Genomic DNA, 17363 nt, shown 5'->3' on the forward strand with positions numbered 1-17363 from the left:
CCGGGAGTTGAGGGGGGCCCGCGCGCAGCGCGTCCGGCAGGGCGCGCGCAGCGCGCGGGACAGTTGACGGGGTGTCGAGTGCGACTAGTGGGGCCTCTGGTACGGGAGTTAGGGAGTGCTTCGCACTTCCTGGGCGGGTCCGCTGCGCTCCCTCGCCTGACGGTCCTTCCGGCTGTGCCTCCAGGACCGTTGGGGCCCGCTGGCGAGGGCCTGGCTGGCTACGAGGGGTGGGGGTCGCTCGTTCGTGTGGGTTTCAGTATAGCGCGCGCATCAGGTTGATACAGTATGTACCGTTGGCGGAAACACGGGATACCCCCCACCCACCCGAACGGGGTGCGCCTTTTGATAAATGGTCAGCACAGGAATTCGGTCCACCCACTCCACGCGAGGAATAACGAATTGGGAAGCTGTGGACCCGAGCCACAGAACGGGACCTCAGATATCGGAAAGACTGAATTCCGGCGTGCGGAGGTACCGGAGTCGAACGGCCCCCCAGGGCCGGGCGGCGGAACCGACCACCGGCACCGGCCACGCTTCCTCGCTTTTGAGCGTCACGGTCGGCACCACCCGAGACTCAGAGCCGCTGCTGCTGTCCACGACCCGCACCGAGACGCGGTGCCGCACGCGAAGCCAGCTCAGCCACAGAGGTCGGCCCCCTCGATCCGGTGGTTTTCGACGGCGACACACCCGTTGCTGCCAACTGCTTGCCCCGTACGCGCCAAGGCCTGTCGGCCGGGGTTCGAGTGGTGGTTGAGCTCTAGTGACACATAAGAGCGTTCCGGGCTGAAACCGGCTCTGACCTGCGGTGATGCGAAACCGTTTGTTCTAGATCTCCAGAACAAACGGTTTCTGGGTGTTCTGGAGATCTAGAACAAACACCCTCCGTACTTGACGGGGCATCAGGTGACTGTGAGCCACCGTTTGTTCTGCCCCTCCAGAACAAGCCGGTTTACTTAGTGCTACCGTGCTTCCCGAAACGTTGATCATCTTTGGAGACTGTGCTGATGGAACAGCTGCCGATCGTCCGCCCCGGCGAGCGCGTGGTTGCGCGGTCGGACGGCAAGGGCGGCTTGATCCTGGGCGTGGAGAAGATCAAGGGGCGCGAGTTCGCCGCGAGCGCGGAGTGCAGCGGCTACGTGCTGGACGCCCGGCTGCTGATGGATGTGCTGGGCAGCCTGAAGATGCCCGGGAGCTGGTTCCAGGTCTGGTGCAAGATGGTGGCGCTGCAGAACGCCAACCGCGCCGACGATCAGCTTCGGGGCGCCGCCCGCGGCTTCGTGAAGACCAACCAGCGCGACCTTCAGGCCCGGTGCAACCTGTCGGCGGCCTCTGTGAACGAGGCCAGCCAGTTCTTCGCGCACATCGGCTGGATGCGGACCGCCAAGCGCGGAGTCCTCCAGCTGAACCCGTGGCTCACGGTGGCCGGCACCTCCGGCGAGCAGGAGAAGTGGCAGGCGCTCTGGAACAGCGCGAAGGGCCCGGCCTGCGTCATCCCGCACTCCGACTACCCCACCGAGTGGCGCCAGGCGCGGGAGGCGGAGAAGAAGCTCGCTGAGTCCGCCCGCCGCAAGGAAAAGGTCGTCACGCTCCGGCAGCGGCGTCCCGTACGCAAGGCGAGCGCATGACCTCGCGCGGCATATGCTCGTTACAGCGTCTCGACCTGATCGGAAGTGGTGAGGCTCCGTGAGCAGCTCTTACGTCCCCAGCCCTCCCACAGAGGCCCCCGTCACGATCCCCCGTGACGTCCTGCGCCTCCTGGCCCTGGTCGACGTCTCCACCGCCGGCCGCCGCGTCCTGGATCAGCTGCTGTACCTCAGCGACCCGGAGACCGGCACCGCCTCGATCAGCCAGAACGAGATGTGCGTCGAGCTGGGCGCGAGCAAGCCGACCGTCAACCGCGGCTTCAAGGAGCTACGCGAGTGCGGACTCGCCTGGAGCCTTGAGGACGGCCTCTACCAGCTCCACCCGCTGCTGACCGGCGGCGCGGTCTCCTCCCCCGTCATGCAGGTCCCGGAGATCAAGGCCGCCGAACCCGGCCGCTTCACCGAGCAACGCCGGGCCCGGTTCGCCGCGCAGATGGCCAACCTGGCCGCCACAGGCTGACCGCCCCACCGAAGGTCCAAGGCGCCGCACCCCTGGTGCGGCGCCTTCTTCATGTCCTCCCACAGCCGTGCCGGTAGCACTACCTAAACCGCCTTGTTCTGGAGGAGCAGAACAAACACGAGCTGCTCCGCGATCGGCGCCGGACGGCTCGCGGTAGCACCAGGTGAACCGGATTGTTCTGGAGCAGCAGAACAACCGATGACGGCTCGGGGGCGGCCCGCTGCATGCAGCAGCTGTGCATGAATCTCGTGCGGAACATCGCAGAACCGCGAACTCATGCAGCACGGCCGGGACGGCTCGCCACCCTGCTGATGCCCCGGGGCAGCAGGCGCTGGCTGCATGCAGCAGGGCCCGTGCGACTACTGCGCTGCACTCCTCAGCGGACTTGCAGGAGGCGTCTTGCACCCCTCACCACCAGGAGCAGCAGGACGTCGCGGGCAGAGCAGCGCGATGGTGCTGCACCGGCTGGTGACGACCTTCGACTGCCGGGGCCCTGGCGGGAGCGGCCTTGCACCCCAATGTAGGTAAGTACTTGTAGTACCTATCTGCGGGTTGAACTTCCTTCCCCCTGAGAGCAGAGCTCGGGCCGGGAACAGCGAGGGTGCAGCTCCGAGATCGGGAGGCGTGGCGACGCGGTCGTGGCGCCGTTGCCGAGGGCCAAGCACTCCCCAGCCCGCTCAAACCGCTGTTCGCCGCTGTGAGCGCCTCTGGGGCCCTTGATCGTCGCTCGGGAGCCCGGAGGGCGGCAGAACGCCGCAGACGGCCGCCCAGCGCCGGGAAGGATCATGTGCGCCGGACGGCGACGGGGCGTCGGTACAGGTGAGCGGCAGATGATGATGCCCGCGCGGCGAGCTCCGCTCTCAGAGGGAAGAGAACTCAACCCGCAGAATAGGTACTACAAGTACCTACCTACATTGGGGTGCAAGGCCGTCTGCGGACCGGGCCCCGCACGAACCGCTGGCCATGGTTCCTGGATCGGCCACCCGGGCGATGGGTGCAAGGGTGCAAGGGCGGGTGTCGAGCGAGGTCACAGGTACTGGGCGAGGGTCTCGCAGTGCCCGAGGGAGGTTGCCGGCACTCCGAGATCGCCTTGGGCTGCGGTCCGCCGGGCCACGGCCATCGACGCCACCATGTTCTGCAGCGGGCTGTCCTCGCCGGCGGCAGCGGCTTCTTCGACCCGGGCGAGCAGCACGCGGTCGGCCTGGTCCAGGAAGTCGGACCACACACCGCCGGGTCGACTCCGGTCAGGGGCGTCAGCCACAGGTCGGCGTGCGACTGGAGCCGTCCCTCACGCGTTCGCCGACCGCGAGGATGTTGTCGGGCTTCAGGTCACGGTGTACGACTCCGGCGGCGTGCGCGGCCGCGAGCGCCTCGGCGACGGCCCGGCGGTCGGCGGGCCGCCCGCCCGGAGCGCGGCGGCCGGTGACCGTCCGCTGCCGCCATGGGGGCAGATCAGCCGTCAACCCCTGCGGCACCCGGGAATCCCCCGTCCGGGAGGGGTCAGGACTTGGAGCCGGTGAGGGCCGTGATCCGGATGGCGAAATGGCCGTACGCCTGCTGGGCGTCGGCGGCCTCGGTGAGTTCGGGGCCGCCGGTGATGCCGGCCGGGTTCTGCACGCAGGTGGTGGCGGCGGTCTCCATCCGGTTGAGCGTCTCCTCCCAACTGCTCTGCGCGTCCCCGTCGGGCAGCCGCCGGAACGCCCTGGCCGTCTTGACGTGGTCGAGCACCTGCCGGCACTGCGCCGCGTCGCCGTTGCCGACAAGTTGGAGCAGGGTATGGATGTCGTCGCCGATCACCTTGGCCTGTTCCTTGCCGCCCTTGGCGGACCAGCTGGCCAGTGTCTCCTTGTCCTCGGAACAGCCGGCCAGCCCGGCGGCCAGCACTGCCACCGCCGCCAACGCGAGCGCCCCACGCGGGGCCCGGCGGGAACGAGCGTCCATCTGCATCTGAGTACGTCCTTCGTCTCGGCCGGACGGTCCAGGAATTGACCCCCCGTCAGTCGAGGAGGACGCCTGCGCGGGCCCGCCGGTTCGCCGCCCGCCCGACGAACGGGATCGGCGAGGCGAGACGCGGCGTGACGGGGCGGCTCGGTGGAGAGGGATTGTCCGGTGCCACTGAACCTTGAGCGGTTGCCACTGAAGTTTGACCGGCACCACGGCGCCCGGCGACCGCTGTCTGGGACACTCGTTCCATACCTGGTGCCAGACAACAAGATTCCAAGTCCTTGCGGTCCATGCGGCTTGCCACCTGGATCTTTCCCGTGGACATCGACGGTAGCCAACGACAGTCGTGGTCCGAGTGGACGAACTGGCGGATGTTCGCGCTGCTCCTCTCGGGGCCGGTCATGCTGATTGGTGCGTTCACTGCCCGAGGCCCCGGAGTTACTTGGTGGGAACGAGGTGGTTTTGCTGCGGTCGGCGCCGCCGTATCGGCAATCTTGGTTCGCGCGGTGATCGGGTACAGGCGGCTGACAGTCTCCACTCGGCAGGGTCCGAAGACGTAGCAGCAGGCTGACGTCGACGTCTGCCGGTGCCCCCGCTGCCCGTGCAAGTCGCCCCGAGTCCCAGCTGGTCAAACTTCAGTGGCAGGAAACAACCGTTCGTCAAAGTTTGGTGGCAAACGGTCAACGTTCAGTGGCGCCGGACAGGGATGAGCCTGCCGGCGTGGCCCCGGAGCTGACCTGTGACGATGCTTCGGCCAGAGAGTCGTGGAAGGCCACAAAGTCGGTGGCATTGGTAGCACTCCGGCCGAACCCGGCCCGCAACTACGCTCCGTACTACTCACAAGTGCGCGGGATGTTCAATCTTGGGTATCACGCTCCACCCCCGAAAACGGCCTCTGGAGAGCCCTACGGCCCCGAGAAACGAACAAACAGGGCCAAAACTGGGGCAGCGTGACACGTAAGATCTGACATCGCGAAGGAGCGTGACAGTCACTTTCCGTCAGCGTGACACCGGCTCTGGGCCCGCAGGCAGTCGGCCGGTGGTGCTCTTCCCAGCGCACGACGACCACCTCCTGGCCGTCGCTCACGCCGGGCTTCCTTCGGCGCAGGCCGGGACGCGGACGAGGAAGTCGGCGAGCTGCGCGGTGGCGGCCGGGTCGGCCTGGGCGAGCCGGGCCGCGAACGCCAGCTGGTCGACGCCGACGCCGACGCCGGGGACCAGGCGGGCGAGTTCGGCGAGCAGCGCGGCGTGGGCGAGCACCGGCGCGGGCAGAAGGCCGGCGGCATCCTCGCGGGCGGCCGGGTCGCGGTAGTGCCCGAGGTGCGCGGCCAGGGCGTACGCGAACCAGGCGTCGACGTCGACCTGGACGTAGGACCCGGCGCGGCGGGTGAGTTCGTCGCGTACGGCTTCGTCACCGTGGCGGGGCTCGGTCTGCTCCAGTGTGCCGAGCTCGCGCAGCGCCTGGAGCTCATCGGCGCGGGCCGCGATCCGGGCGGCTTCGCGCAGCTCGGCCTCCCGGGCGGCGGCGGCCGCGGCGGCGGCGAGCTCGGCCCGGACGACGTCGTCGGCCTCCGGGGCGTAGACGGTGCCCGGCGCCGCGTCGGCGAGCAGCTGGGTGAGGCGCTCCCACTCCGCGAGCTCCGCCCGGCCCCGGACGTCGTCGCCCAGATCCTCGTGCCGTGAGTTCTGCCGGGCGTCGAACCGGGCTTCCTCGAGGGCCGCCGCGACGGCTCCGGCGTCCATGCCCTTCGCCCGGCGCCGTACGACGCGACGGCAAGCTGCGGGTCCAGGAGCCGCAGGATCTGCTTGACCGTGGGCTCTGCGCGGTGCAGCTGCTCATACAGCGCTCGGTCACCTATGTAGTCGCCCGGCCTTGTACTGCGTTCGTAGCGCAGGGCCAGGTCAGTAAACGCCTCAAGCTGCTGTCGCATCCAGTCTCGATCCACGGCCGCATCCTAGGAGCGGTGTCTGACAGTCTCTGTCCCACCAGCTCGGCAAAGCCAGGAGCAGCAGCACGGGCCCGAACCCATAAGGCGGTTCGGGCCCGTGCTGCGGGGCGATCTACAGGTCGAACTCGAGGTGCTCGATGTCCGTGATCCGGACCTCGTCCAGGCTTCCGGCGCGGCGGCCGCCGTCCTGGAAGTAGACCTCCTTGAGTGCTTCGGCCGCGATCTCCTGGAGGCGGGCGTCGCCGGCACCCTGCTCCTGGGCGTCGAAGAGGCGGGCGGCATAGACGGGTGGCAGGGCGACGGTCAGGTGTCGGATGCGGTTCTCGTCCGTCGAGCCGATCGGCGCGGTGTAGCCCATGCGGGCGCGGGTGTCGATGACGATGCCGCCCGTGGACGCCGCCTTCGCTTTGGCCTTGGCCCGGATCTGCGGCTGCCACCGCTTCTTCACCTCGCGCTCTATGCGCGCGGCGAGGTCGGGGCGGGGCTTTTTGATCTGGTCTTTCACGTATCGCTCGACGGTGCGCTGGGAGACCCGCAGCATCTGGGCGACCGCCTTGGTGCCGCCGAGCTGCTTGACCAGGTACCGCATCTGCGGGCCCGCGCTCTTCGGCGCCGGGCGGGTGAATGCCTTCTGTACCGCGGTGTCCAGGCCGTCCCCGATCAGGCTCATCGTGGCCTTCTCCTACTCTCCGTTGTCGACGTCGGTGACGGTGCCGTCCTTGATGGACCGGGCGAGGTTGAGCTCCGGGGCGTTGAACCGCTCGCGGACTTCCTCGCCCCACAGCACGGTCTGGGTGCCTTCGTGCTTGACCAGGCCGGGGTTGATGCCGAGCTTGAAGCCGCCGGGCAGCGGCTTGCCCTCCCGGTAGGGCACGAAGTCCAGCGGCGAGGGCCCGGCGGCGGCGTAGACGACGCAGTCGGACAGGATCGCGATCGGGTACTGGCCGGTGAACGCCGCGTGCTTGACGATCTTCCTATGGAGGTTGATGCGGGTGCGGGAGATGACCGCCGCCCGGATGTCCGGCCGCCACGTCGGGCGCTCCAGGGCCCGCCACCGCTCGCCCGGCCGCCAGCCCTCCCCGCGCGGACGTTCGCGCAGCTTGCCCAGGCCGCCCTTGACCGTCGCCTTGATCGCCGAGACGACGATTCCCAGCTCCGGGTCGCGTTCCTTGTAGCCGTCCATCGCGGCGAGGAAGTCGGCCGGCGACAGGTCGGCGTCGACGCCGAGGTCGGTCATCGTGGCGAGGTAGGCGTCACGCAGCCGCTGGTACCAGCCGTCCAGGTAGCGGCCGTTCTCGTACCGGACCCACGCCTCGATCGGCGTCACGTCGTAGCCGAGCTCCTGGGCGTAGGCGACGGTGGGCGTCGCGTACCAGGCCGGGCCCGTCGGGCGGTCGCCCTTCGGTGTGAACGGGGAGGGCAACAGGCTGCCGTCCAGCTCCACCCGCTCCTTGCCGACCTTCACCTTCGACAGGTCGACGTGGGACAGGTCGACCAGCCACGAGCCGGGTAGCTTCGGGTCGAACACCGGGTTGGTGACGTGCGTCGGCTCCCCGAGGCCGACGGTCAGCCCGTTCGCGCCGGCGGCGAAGGCCATGTTCACGTCCAGGCCGACCAGGTAGCGCAGGGTGCACTCGTCATCGGTCATCGGCCGCGCCCAGTCGTACGCCTCCTCGAACAGCTTCTCCGCCGGGCCGCGCACGTGGAAGCGCGGCAGCTCCAGCTTGTTGAGCACCGGGTGCCCGTCCGGGGCCTCGCACGGCGCGCAGTCCACCGGGTCCTTGCCCAGCGACCCGGGCGTCTTGCTCTCGGCCTGCCGCAGGACGCCGGTCTCTTCATCGCGTACGGCGTGGGTCGGCGGGTGCAGCGCGGTCATCAGCTCCAGGCCGGTGACGGCGGTGGAGCCGCGCGGCGTCATCACCCTCGACGCGTACACGCCCAGGACGCGGGCGAGCTCCGCCGGCGGAAGCTGGGCGGCGGCGCCCCAGAACCGGGGGTCCAGCGCGTTCCACGACGGGATGCACAGCTGCACGCACTGGCGGTCCGAGCCCTTGGCCGGACGGTAGATCCGCGCCCACGGCCCGAACCCGCGCTTGGTCAGCTTCCAGTCCGCGCGGGTCAGTTGCTTGATGACCTTGTGGCCCTCCGGGATCCGCCCGGCGTTCTTCTCCTCCTCCGTGAACGCGACGGGCAGGCCGTAGCGCTCGCACGCGGCCGCGGTGAGCACGAGCAGCGGATCGGCGGGCCGTCCCGGGCCGGACAGCTTCGGCTGCCCGAGCTTGGCCTCCTTGAGGGTCCAGTCGACCAGGGACGGCAGGGACTTGGCGGGCACGTCCAGGACCAGGCCGCCGACGCAGTACGCCAGCACCTTCCCGTCCTCGACATCCACGACCGCCAGCGGACCGTTCTCGAACCGCGGGTCCACCTCGCCTGCCGGAGTTCCGGCCGGGGCCGCCTTCTTCGCACCCGGACGACGCGACGTCGACGACGTCGGCCCGGTGGTGCGCGCCGGACGCGGCGCAGCGGCGACGGGAGCAGGGGTCTGTGTGTTCTCGGTTTCAGTCATGTCCGCAGCCTCGGGCGCCGGGCCTGTGGATAGAGGCCGCGCTTTCGCCGGGACGGGCACGGCGGTGAACGCGGCCGGCACCGCAGCGTCAGCGGCGGGCACGGCCGCGGCGGCCGGGGCGGGGTAGAGCTCCGCGAGCCTGTCCAGCAGCCGGGCGTAGGCGTCACGCTCCGGCGGGCGGGGCTCGGTCTTGCCGGACTCCCACCCGCTGACCGTGGCCCGGCGCACCTTCAGTGCGGTGGCCACTTCGTCGATCGTCAGGCCGTGGGCGGAGCGCAGCCGCTTGCGCTCCGCCGGCGGCGGGAGCGTGGCGCGGGACGCGAGCAGGGCGTCGACCGCGTCGAACAACTCGGACATGGGTTACCTCCTGACTCGCACCCTACCCCATGAAGCGTACGATACCCGTACGTTTGGCGTACGAATCGCGTGCAAAACGGAGAGGTGGCGGCGCTTCCTGGAGATGTACGGCACGCTCGCCTGCTGTCCGGTCCCAGCGAAGTCGAGGCAGTCCCGCTCAAGTATGGGTTGTGGACTTCACCTACGTGGCCACCTGATCCGGAGTCTCTACCGAACCCGGAACGGTTCAAGCTGCCCGAGACCACCCCGCTGCCCGTCCTCGTGCGCACCGCGAAACTTCGCTGGCGCATCGAGAACGACTACCGCGAGATGAAACAGGCCCTGGGCCTGGCCCACTTCGAAGGCCGAACCTGGCCAGGCCGGCACCACCACGTCACTCTCGTCCCGGCCGCACACGCCTTCTGCACCCTGCAACGACTGAGCCGATCCCCAAAAGAGACGGCGTCGGCCTGAGCCTCCACCGAGTCGTCCGCGAGCTGCAGACACTCCTCGCGACCTGGACCGGCGCCTGCCCCACCTGTCACCGCGACATGCCAGACCCCGCACCCACATGACCAAGCACTACTAGGACTCTGCGTCGTCCAGGAGCCCGTCGGCGACTGCCCGCAGGATGGTCGCCAGCGATGCACGGGCCTGAGGGGTCAGTGTGCCCTTCAGGTCCGCGGTAACTGTGTCGACCCCACGGCTGAGCACGAAGTAGCGCTGAATGAACGCACTGCGTTGGGCGGAGTTCAGCTTCTGGAAGGCGGTGTCCATGAGCGTGGCCCCGTCGTCCCAAGGCGGCCCGGGGGGGGCGTACGGCTCGCGTTCATCGTCGGTCGTGTGGCTGGGCCGTGGCTCGGGAACGCGGTTCTGAGGGGGTGCATCATGGTCGTCCGGCCCGTCCGGACCTTCGTCTTCTGCGCTACGTTTCGCGCCGGCCGCGGCTGGTGTCAAAACCGGGTTTTGAAGCTGCTCGTCGTTCGCAGTGCTCTTCCGCTCCTTGCGGGGCTTTCTGGGCTGAGAGCTCTTGAGGATCTCCTCTGCAGCCTTGGCCTTCTGCGCCGCAGGGTCCTTGATCCTGGAGATCTGCTGTGCCGTCTTGACCTTGATCTGCTTGTTGTCGACGACGTCGCGGAGCTCTGGTGTCAGGTTGAGCAGGGTCAGCCTGTTGGAAACGTACATCTGGGACTTCCCGATGCGCTCCGCGACCTTCTCCTGTGAACCATGACGCTCCACCATCCGCTGCAGGAACTCCGCTTCCTTATACGGGGGGATGTTCTTGCGGTGGATGTTCTCGATGATGACGGCTTCATCGACCTTGTCGTCCTCCGCGTGTCCAAGACGGTCCCGGACTCGGATCTCGAACTTGGTCCAGCCAAGCTGCTTGGCTGCGTGGTAGCGCCTGTTGCCGAGAACGATGACCCAGTCGGCGTCCCCCAATGATTCGGCGTGCTCTGGCTTGGCCTGCCGAAAAGCGGCGCTCGACATCGCCACGGCGGGCTGCAGCTGGCCTACTGAGCGCATGGAGCTCTTCAGCTCACGGAACTCTGCATCCTCATCCGTGTAGTCGAGGTCCGTACGCGGGTTCCCGGGGTTGCCGATGACGGTGTGCATGTAGACGGTGGTCGGCGGCGCTTCGGGGGCAGCAGCTCGCTCGGTCGTCCTGTCGCTCTTCGTGGCCTTTCCAGGGCCATCGAGCAGTTCTGCCCAGGGCTTTTTCGTTGCCATCAGCGGCGGTCCTTCTTGCCTGCTCCGAGCTCCAGGGCCAGCTGGTAGAAGTCCTCTCGGGCCTCCATGGCCACGCGGTTCTTCTTGTACTGGGTGACGACCGTTCCTTCGAGGGCTGCCCGGGTGTGGACCTTGTAGTGACGGATGACCGTGTTGGCCAGCTTCCATCCCTGGCTCCGGACGAAGTCCTTGGTCTGCTCAAGATCCGATTCGCCGTCGCGGGGGTCCCAGTTGTTGATGACGACGAGGTAGGGGATACCCAGCGGCTTGACGACTTCTTCGATGGTGTCGCGGGTGGGCATGAAGCCGAGGGGCTCAGGCTCGACCGGGACGATGATGTCGTCAGCGTTGGCGAGGACGGAGCGCATGGCGTCGGCGGCTGTGCTCTGGCCGAAGGGGTCGCCAGCGTCCTCCTTCTCGTCCTCGGGGAGGTCCATCCATCCAGGGGTGTCGATGAAGGCGTGCCGGACCTTCCGAGATTTCTTCAGCTGCGCGAAGAGTTCGAGGTCGTCTCTGGAGTTGATCTGTTCGAAGGAGAACGGCAGATCCTCGCCTACTCGCTCTGACCACCAGGTAGTCGAGCCTTGAGGGTCGGCGGAGACTGCGGCAACGAAGTGCGGATCGCCGTCTGGGGCCTGGCCCAGCACATGGGCGGTGATGGCCGCTGTGTTCACAGTGAGGGTCGACTTGCCGACCCCACCCTTGCGGTTGATGAGCGCGGTAATCCGTGCCATGGGTGGTACTCCTGATGCTCCGTATGCTTCCCGGCCCAGGTGGGTCGGTACTAGCGGACCGAAACAGGATGCCACGAGCGACTTGGCAATGGGCACCTCGGCGTGCCGTTCAAAACCGGGTTTTGAAGCCGCGGCAGCTTTCGCTGCCCCAGTGGCTGGCCGGGCGGCACTTCAAAACCCGGTTTTGAAGTGCCCTGTGGGGTCGTCGTCCAAGGCGGTCACTGCGTACGCAGACGTGTGTCACCTGGCGCAGAACGCAGAGAAGGGCCGGGCCGCGGTGTCACGCCCAGTCCAGGCCGAGTGCTGCGAGTTCGGCGAGCTGATTTGGCGCGAGCTTGTTTCGCCTTGCCCGGGTGTTCGAGACCCATACTCCGAGTTGACGGGTGTCGGTTCCGGGTGGCCGTTGATGACGGTCTCTTCGAGGTGGGCGCGGAGGACTGGTCTGTGCGGGCTTCTCGTCCGACTGCCGTGGGCCGCGGACAGGTTCTTCCAGAACCGGGCGTCCGCGATCGACCAGGTCATGCCGAGCTCGTTCAACAGGTCGGTGCGCCAGGCTGCGGGGCGAGTCCGAGGACGGAGCCGCCCTTCCCGCGGGCGGGGGTGGTCCTCAGGCGCATTCGCTCGATGCTCATGTCGTCATGAGCCCTGAGCCCTGAGTCCTTGGAGCGCGGCTCCAATCTGACCGAACGACCCGCGCATCGCCCGCTCCAGGACGCCCGGCGCCACTGCTTCGTCCTCGTCGCCCTGGTCGTCCTCCAGGCCCTGGGCGGGAGGTCGGCGTACGTTGCGAACACGACCGCCGGACCCTTTTGCCCGACTGCTCGCCGCGCCTCGACCGTTTGCGTCAGCAGTTCCAGGGTCGGCGCGATGACCGACGCGCCCGTCCGGAGCCATCCGCAGGGCAGCCGTCGCAGCAGCGATCGTCTTGCCTCAGCCTGATGCGGCCGAAGCGAAAATCCACTCAGCGTCACCACTCCTCACCCCCCGATCGAAGCGCGAGGGGGAGTCAATCCACAACCGTGAGATGGTCCGGCAGGAGGGGAGGGCAGGTCGACCGTGCAGGGGCTGGGCGTTCGGTCCCTGCGTTCGGTCCCTGCGTTCAGTCCCTGCCAAAAACACCAGGTCAGAGGCTGTTTACCCTGCGGATCAGGGACTGAAGGGACTCAAGTTGAGGGTTATAGCGTGAATACGTGTGCGCGTACACGCGGGCGCATGTATCTAGTCTTACTTATTACGTGCTGGCTGATAATTAGGAAGTTCAGTCCCTTCAGTCCCTGATGGAGGCATGAAACATGTCCTGACCTGCGCAAACGTTGAGGGACTGAACGGAGGGACTGAAGGCTGGAGGCCAGCCCTGAGCCCCTTGAGGCACTTTCGTAGCCACTCGAGACCGACAGAACCTGCCTCCCCCGGGAGTGCTTCCCCCTGGTAGGAGTGATCCGTGAAGGGACTGAAGGGACTGAGGACTCGGATAGCGGCGCGCGGGGGAGTCGACCCACCCACGAATACGGAGGGCAGCCGCCTACACTCATTCCGAAAGACAGTCCCTTCAGTCCCTATTGCAGGTACAGAAAGCGGTTGACCAGCCACTTCCCCGTAGGGACAGCAGGGACCGAAGGTCTGCAACCTGATGGACGAGGACAACTACGTGCAGCGCTGCGGCGAGACGAGCCCTTCCGGCCTTCCTGGCCGGATCGTGCCTCCGATTGTGCTGGCTCGCTGGTGCGCAGGAAACGGATGGCCAGTACACCCGCTGGCGCCCGGGATGAAGACCCCTCTGGGAAACTGCCCGGACTGCAAGGCCCAGCACCACGACCCCCGAACGTGTCCTTGTCCCAGTGCCGGCCGCCCGTGCCATGGCTTTCACGCCGGCACCACGGACCCGCGGAGCATCGACAGTTGGTGGACTGCCAGCCCCAACTCCGGAGTGGGCGTCGCCTGCGGACCAGCCAACCTCATCGTGATCGACATCGACGCCCACAGCGCCCCCGTTCCCGACCGAAGCCGTCTTCTGCCAGGGATCCCGATCCATGACGCGGTCGACCTCAGAGGCCTCGCTTCAGGCTTCGACACCATGGCGCTCCTGGCCGCATACCGGCAGGAACCCGACCCCGCCCAAGACACCACCACCTTGCGGGTGCGCACCCCTTCAGGCGGGCTTCACGTCTGGTACCGGCTTCCTGCTTACAAGGTTCGGTACCGATCGTCCGCGGGATCCAGCCCGAAGGTCGCGCTTGCCTGGCAGGTCGACGTACGAGCCGAAGGCGGCTACATCGTGGCCCCCACCACGCGCACCAGACAGGGAACGTACGAGCCCCTGGGAACCGTCCGGTTCCCCGCGCCTCTCCCTGCCTGGCTCGCGAACGAGCTTTCCCGCACTGGACACGTTGTCAGTCCCCGGCAAGCCCCGCCCGCCGTCGTTCCCCCTGCCCGAGGCTCTCGAAGGCCGGCGGCCGCACACCGGGTCCTCGACCCGCTGCTCGACGAAGTCGCCCGGTGCGGGACTGTCGCGGAAGGCGCCGCGTTCACCGAGAAGCTAAACCGAGCCGCCTTCACCGCCGGCGGGCTCACCGCTGCCGGGCATCTGGAGGAATCCGCTATACGCGAGCTGCTGACCGCTACCGCGCACGCGGCCAGGCCCCATCAGCCATCCCAGAACGAGAAGATCATTCACGACGGTCTCGCAGCAGGGGCCGCCCGACCGCTCCACCTCAAAGGACGCTCATGAGCAGCAGCGCCGAAAGCCCGCGCTTTGACGCAACTGCCGCCGCTCAGCAGATGCTCGCCCTCGAAGCCGTCGCTGAACCCCTCCCAGCCCCAACACCACCGTTTCCCACCCAGACCGTTGCAGAGATGGTGCACACCCCCACAACGGGCCTCCAGCCCGGCGAAATCCCGGGAACCCTCACCGACCGAGGTAACGCCAAGCTGTTCGTCCGTCTCTACCGCGACCAGTTCCGCCACGTAGAAGGCCTTGGCTGGTACTCCTGGGACGGCTACCGGTGGAAGCGCACCGGAGGTGAGAAGGCTGCCCTGTGGGCTGCGGGGGAGATGGCCGAGGAGATCCCGGACGCCGACCCCCGAGGCCTGTTCAGCGACCGGGAACTCCTCCACCACAAGAAGCGCACCATGTCGACCACCGGCATGAAGGCGCTCCTCACCCAGGCCAAAGCGTCCCCCGACCTCTCGTTGGATCCCGATACCCTCGACGGTGACCCGTACGCCCTGTGTACGCCCGACGGCGTGGTCGATCTCCGCAGCGGCCGTATCCGCAAGCCGGATCCCACCCGGGACTTCCATTCCCGGGCCACCAGCGTCGCCCCTCAGGACACGCCGACCCCCCGCTGGCACCGTTTTCTGGACGACACGTTCGGCGAGGATGCCGAAGGCAGGGAGATGGTCGACTTCCTGCACCTGCTGCTCGGCTACTCGATCACCGGTGACGTCGGGGCCCAGGTCCTGCCCTTCCTCCACGGCCAGGGAAAGAACGGCAAGTCCGTCCTCCTCGACGTGATGATCCAGATCCTCGGCGACTACGCCGATGCAGCCCCACCCGGTTTCCTCATGGACCGAGGCGCCTTCTCCGAGCACTCCACCGAGCTCACCGAACTCCACGGGCGACGCCTGATCGTGTGCAGCGAACTCAAGCCGAACGACCGCTTCGACGAAGCCCGTGTCCGGCTCCTCACCGGAGGGGACAAGATCAAAGCCCGCCGGATGCGGCAGGACTACTTCTCCTTCACCCCCACCCACAAACTGTGGCTCCTGGGCAATCACCGCCCCGAGGTATCCACCGGGGGCTTCGCGTTCTGGCGCCGCATCCGCCTGCTTCCCTTCGAGCGCATCGTCCCCGACGAACGTAAGATCGACAATCTCGCCGTGGAACTCGTCGAGGACGAAGGGCCCGGCATCCTGCACTGGCTCACCGAAGGCGCCCGCCGCTACCTCGCCACCCGCGACACCCTCGCCGGCCCGGACCGCGTCCGTATCGCGACCACGGCCTACGCCAATACCGAGGACCACATCGGCCGCTTCCTGACCGAGTGCTGCATCCACGACCCGGACAACAACGAGCTCCGCGCCGAACAGGGCCTTCTCTACGCCTCATACAGCAGCTGGTGCGCGAACAGCGAAGGCATCCGCCCCGGCACCGCCCGAGCCTTCGCCACCCGGGTCCGCCAGGAAGTCGGACTCGCCTCACCAGCCGACATGATCAAATCCAACGGCCGCAAGTTCTACCCCAACCTCGCCCTGGCGGCCGAAGAATGAACAACCAGCACGCAGACCAGCCTCCGCCGGCACTGAGCCTCCTGCACCAGGACATCGGCCCGTTCTACGATGGGAGGGCGCTCCGCCGCCTGCAGCTCCTTCCCGAACCCCAGGACGCCCCCACGAGCCCGAGCCCTCAAGACGGCGGGCACGACTGCCTGGCCCCATCCCAGGGAACAGATACAACACGCAGGCACCGACTCACCCGGTGCACGCCGACGAAGGAGAGGTCGCGGCCATGAGCTCGCTACTGACCGACAGTGACCTCACCCACGAAGCGAACGTGGTATGGCTCGAAGACCCCGAACACCTCGACTACGTCCGCCAGGCCCTGGACAAGACACCCCGCCGCAAGAACAAGCCCCGCTACGCCCGCGACGGCCGGATGATCGGCTACATCGAGCTCGGCGCCGACGCCGAAGCCGACCCGGACAGCGGCCTGTACCGACGCAGGGTGTTCTTCCTCCTGCCCCACGACCGGGACTCCGACCCCGAAGGGGTCTATCGCCAGGGCGCCCCCGGAGAAGCCGTCGACCCCCGGACCATCGAACCCAACCGCGTAGGAGAGAAGACCCCCCGTTCCCAACAGGGCAGCGTCGCCATAGCGGCCGCCGGCTCCTGAAGCAGCCCCGTGGGCACGACCGTGGGCACGGGGCTGCACCGAGACCTGACCCCGGACGAACCTGAGTAGCGTGTAACCCTGGATGGCCGGTCCGACGATCAAGGGGCGCCCGGCGAAGGTCGTGGCGGCCGCGGTGTGGGCGTGGCCCGTGAGGACGCCGGCGACTGTCGACTTCGAGCGGGCATCGCTCGGCAACGGCCTGCTCGAACTCGCCTGTTTCCGCATCGGCTTCCCCGGTCCCTGCGGGAGAACCTGCTCAAGAGGGTTTGTACTCCAGCGCCGTTCAAGGGTTTGTCCAATGCGGCTGCAGAGAGTGTAAGAGCGCACCTACGCAGGCAGCGGCTCACTTTCCGCACGGCCCTGAGGAGACTCCGTGTCCCAGTGCACTGACACGGGCGGTCCGGTGGCGGTAGCCGTGAGCACCGGCGAAATACTGCGGCATCCGGCGGCGGGGACCCATCTGCTGAACGAGCAGGAGCGCGGGCGCCTCACGCGTTTCTGCTCGGAGCAGGCAGCTCGGGACTTCCTCGCCGCACATGTCCTTGCCCGGTTCTGCGCGGGGTGGCTGCTGGGGGTTGCCCCGGCCGAGGTGCCCTTCGCCCAGCGGTGTCCGAGGTGCCACGGGACCGACCACGGCAGGCCGCTGCTCGTGGGCCGTCCTGACGTGCATGTGAGCCTTTCCCACGCCAAGGGAGTGGTGGCCGCGGTCGCCGGTCGTGTCTCGGTGGGCATCGATGTGGAGCTGCTGGGCCGCGCCCAGAGCCTCAAGGTCATGGACCGTGCGCTCACGGCTGCCGAACGTGCCCTGGTGACCGCCGAGGCAGACCCCAGCCGCGCCTTCCTGCGTCAATGGGTGCGCAAGGAAGCACTGATCAAGGTCGGAAGGACGCACCTGGGCGCCCTCAGCAGTCTCGACCTCTCGGAGCTTCCGCTCGACGACCGGGCGGACGGGACGCCTCTGCGCTTCGAGGACTTCTACCTCACGGATCTGACGGATTCCCGCCTGGGCGCCCTGGTTGCGGCGGCGGGCGCCCAACCTGTCCGCCTGGGCGCGGGGCTGCCGTCCACCACGCTCGGCCACGGTCCGGTCGCGTGACGCACCCGGACTG

Annotated in this window: 14 protein-coding genes and 2 pseudogenes; 7 read left to right on the top strand and 9 right to left on the bottom strand. The window is 67.9% G+C overall.

The window, feature by feature from the left end:
* The first annotated feature begins 1004 nt into the window (after window positions 1–1004).
* Window positions 1005–1625 carry a hypothetical protein gene (locus OG322_RS40790; RefSeq protein WP_123471575.1) on the top strand — a complete coding sequence of 207 codons (621 nt, stop codon included), beginning with the start codon at window positions 1005–1007 and terminating at the stop codon, window positions 1623–1625.
* Window positions 1626–1683: 58 nt separating this feature from the next.
* Window positions 1684–2103 carry a helix-turn-helix domain-containing protein gene (locus OG322_RS40795; RefSeq protein ID WP_123471577.1) on the top strand — a complete coding sequence of 140 codons (420 nt, stop codon included), beginning with the start codon at window positions 1684–1686 and terminating at the stop codon, window positions 2101–2103.
* Window positions 2104–3130: 1027 nt separating this feature from the next.
* On the opposite strand, the gene OG322_RS40800 is transcribed toward OG322_RS40795, so the two are convergent.
* From OG322_RS40800 to tap, 6 genes are all read right to left on the bottom strand, one after another.
* On the bottom strand, window positions 3131–3328 hold the full coding sequence (locus OG322_RS40800; protein WP_241200534.1) for a hypothetical protein: 198 nt from the start codon (window positions 3326–3328) through the stop codon (window positions 3131–3133).
* A gap of 28 nt (window positions 3329–3356) precedes the next feature.
* Window positions 3357–3578 carry a hypothetical protein gene (locus OG322_RS40805; protein ID WP_124286604.1) on the bottom strand — a complete coding sequence of 74 codons (222 nt, stop codon included), beginning with the start codon at window positions 3576–3578 and terminating at the stop codon, window positions 3357–3359.
* A gap of 25 nt (window positions 3579–3603) precedes the next feature.
* Window positions 3604–4044, bottom strand: coding sequence for a hypothetical protein (locus OG322_RS40810; RefSeq protein WP_124286605.1), 441 nt, complete (start codon window positions 4042–4044; stop codon window positions 3604–3606).
* A 1086-nt stretch (window positions 4045–5130) separates the two neighbouring features.
* Entirely contained in the window at window positions 5131–5790 is a 660-nt protein-coding gene (locus OG322_RS40815; RefSeq protein ID WP_124286606.1) for a hypothetical protein, read from the bottom strand.
* 318 nt (window positions 5791–6108) lie between these two features.
* Complete coding sequence (gene tpg, locus OG322_RS40820; RefSeq protein ID WP_124286607.1) at window positions 6109–6666, bottom strand: telomere-protecting terminal protein Tpg; 558 nt, start codon at window positions 6664–6666, stop codon at window positions 6109–6111.
* 12 nt (window positions 6667–6678) lie between these two features.
* Window positions 6679–8919: a telomere-associated protein Tap gene (gene tap / locus OG322_RS40825; protein ID WP_329307821.1), complete on the bottom strand. Its 2241-nt coding sequence runs from the start codon at window positions 8917–8919 to the stop codon at window positions 6679–6681.
* 249 nt (window positions 8920–9168) lie between these two features.
* On the opposite strand from tap, the pseudogene OG322_RS40830 reads away from it, so the two are divergent.
* A pseudogene (locus tag OG322_RS40830) lies at window positions 9169–9372 on the top strand (transposase); the annotation flags it as partial.
* Window positions 9373–9483: 111 nt separating this feature from the next.
* Here the strand turns inward: OG322_RS40830 and OG322_RS40835 are convergent.
* Complete coding sequence (locus OG322_RS40835; protein WP_123471587.1) at window positions 9484–10629, bottom strand: ParB/RepB/Spo0J family partition protein; 1146 nt, start codon at window positions 10627–10629, stop codon at window positions 9484–9486.
* A complete protein-coding gene (locus OG322_RS40840) occupies window positions 10629–11363 on the bottom strand; it encodes a ParA family protein (protein WP_123471589.1) in 735 nt (244 codons plus the stop codon). The genes OG322_RS40835 and OG322_RS40840 overlap by 1 nt, the downstream gene beginning before the upstream one ends.
* 1711 nt (window positions 11364–13074) lie before the next feature.
* On the opposite strand from OG322_RS40840, the gene OG322_RS40845 reads away from it, so the two are divergent.
* The 3 genes from OG322_RS40845 to OG322_RS40855 all read left to right on the top strand — a co-directional run bounded on the left by OG322_RS40845 (window position 13075) and on the right by OG322_RS40855 (window position 16254).
* Complete coding sequence (locus OG322_RS40845; RefSeq protein WP_123471722.1) at window positions 13075–14091, top strand: bifunctional DNA primase/polymerase; 1017 nt, start codon at window positions 13075–13077, stop codon at window positions 14089–14091.
* On the top strand, window positions 14088–15632 hold the full coding sequence (locus OG322_RS40850) for a DNA primase family protein (protein WP_329307822.1): 1545 nt from the start codon (window positions 14088–14090) through the stop codon (window positions 15630–15632). The genes OG322_RS40845 and OG322_RS40850 overlap by 4 nt, the downstream gene beginning before the upstream one ends.
* A 238-nt stretch (window positions 15633–15870) precedes the next feature.
* Window positions 15871–16254, top strand: coding sequence for a DUF6009 family protein (locus OG322_RS40855; protein ID WP_266413572.1), 384 nt, complete (start codon window positions 15871–15873; stop codon window positions 16252–16254).
* Window positions 16255–16335: 81 nt separating this feature from the next.
* Here OG322_RS40855 and OG322_RS40860 read toward each other — a convergent pair.
* Window positions 16336–16419, bottom strand: a pseudogene (locus OG322_RS40860) (phosphodiesterase); the annotation flags it as partial.
* A 208-nt stretch (window positions 16420–16627) separates the two neighbouring features.
* Between OG322_RS40860 and OG322_RS40865 the strand changes: the two are divergent.
* Complete coding sequence (locus OG322_RS40865; RefSeq protein WP_329307823.1) at window positions 16628–17350, top strand: 4'-phosphopantetheinyl transferase family protein; 723 nt, start codon at window positions 16628–16630, stop codon at window positions 17348–17350.
* Window positions 17351–17363 lie beyond the last annotated feature (13 nt).

The sequence above is a fragment of the Streptomyces sp. NBC_01260 genome (assembly GCF_036226405.1).
GTDB lineage: Bacteria > Actinomycetota > Actinomycetes > Streptomycetales > Streptomycetaceae > Streptomyces > Streptomyces laculatispora.

Bases quoted from the DNA above. Each gene is read 5' to 3' on its own strand.
- OG322_RS40790 (WP_123471575.1), top strand. From the start codon at position 1,005: ATGGAACAGCTGCCGATCGTCCGCCCCGGCGAGCGCGTGGTTGCGCGG.
- OG322_RS40810 (WP_124286605.1), bottom strand. From the start codon at position 4,044: ATGGACGCTCGTTCCCGCCGGGCCCCGCGTGGGGCGCTCGCGTTGGCG.
- OG322_RS40815 (WP_124286606.1), bottom strand. From the start codon at position 5,790: ATGGACGCCGGAGCCGTCGCGGCGGCCCTCGAGGAAGCCCGGTTCGAC.
- tpg (WP_124286607.1), bottom strand. From the start codon at position 6,666: ATGAGCCTGATCGGGGACGGCCTGGACACCGCGGTACAGAAGGCATTC.
- tap (WP_329307821.1), bottom strand. From the start codon at position 8,919: ATGTCCGAGTTGTTCGACGCGGTCGACGCCCTGCTCGCGTCCCGCGCC.
- OG322_RS40835 (WP_123471587.1), bottom strand. From the start codon at position 10,629: ATGGCAACGAAAAAGCCCTGGGCAGAACTGCTCGATGGCCCTGGAAAG.
- OG322_RS40840 (WP_123471589.1), bottom strand. From the start codon at position 11,363: ATGGCACGGATTACCGCGCTCATCAACCGCAAGGGTGGGGTCGGCAAG.
- OG322_RS40850 (WP_329307822.1), top strand. From the start codon at position 14,088: ATGAGCAGCAGCGCCGAAAGCCCGCGCTTTGACGCAACTGCCGCCGCT.
- OG322_RS40855 (WP_266413572.1), top strand. From the start codon at position 15,871: ATGAGCTCGCTACTGACCGACAGTGACCTCACCCACGAAGCGAACGTG.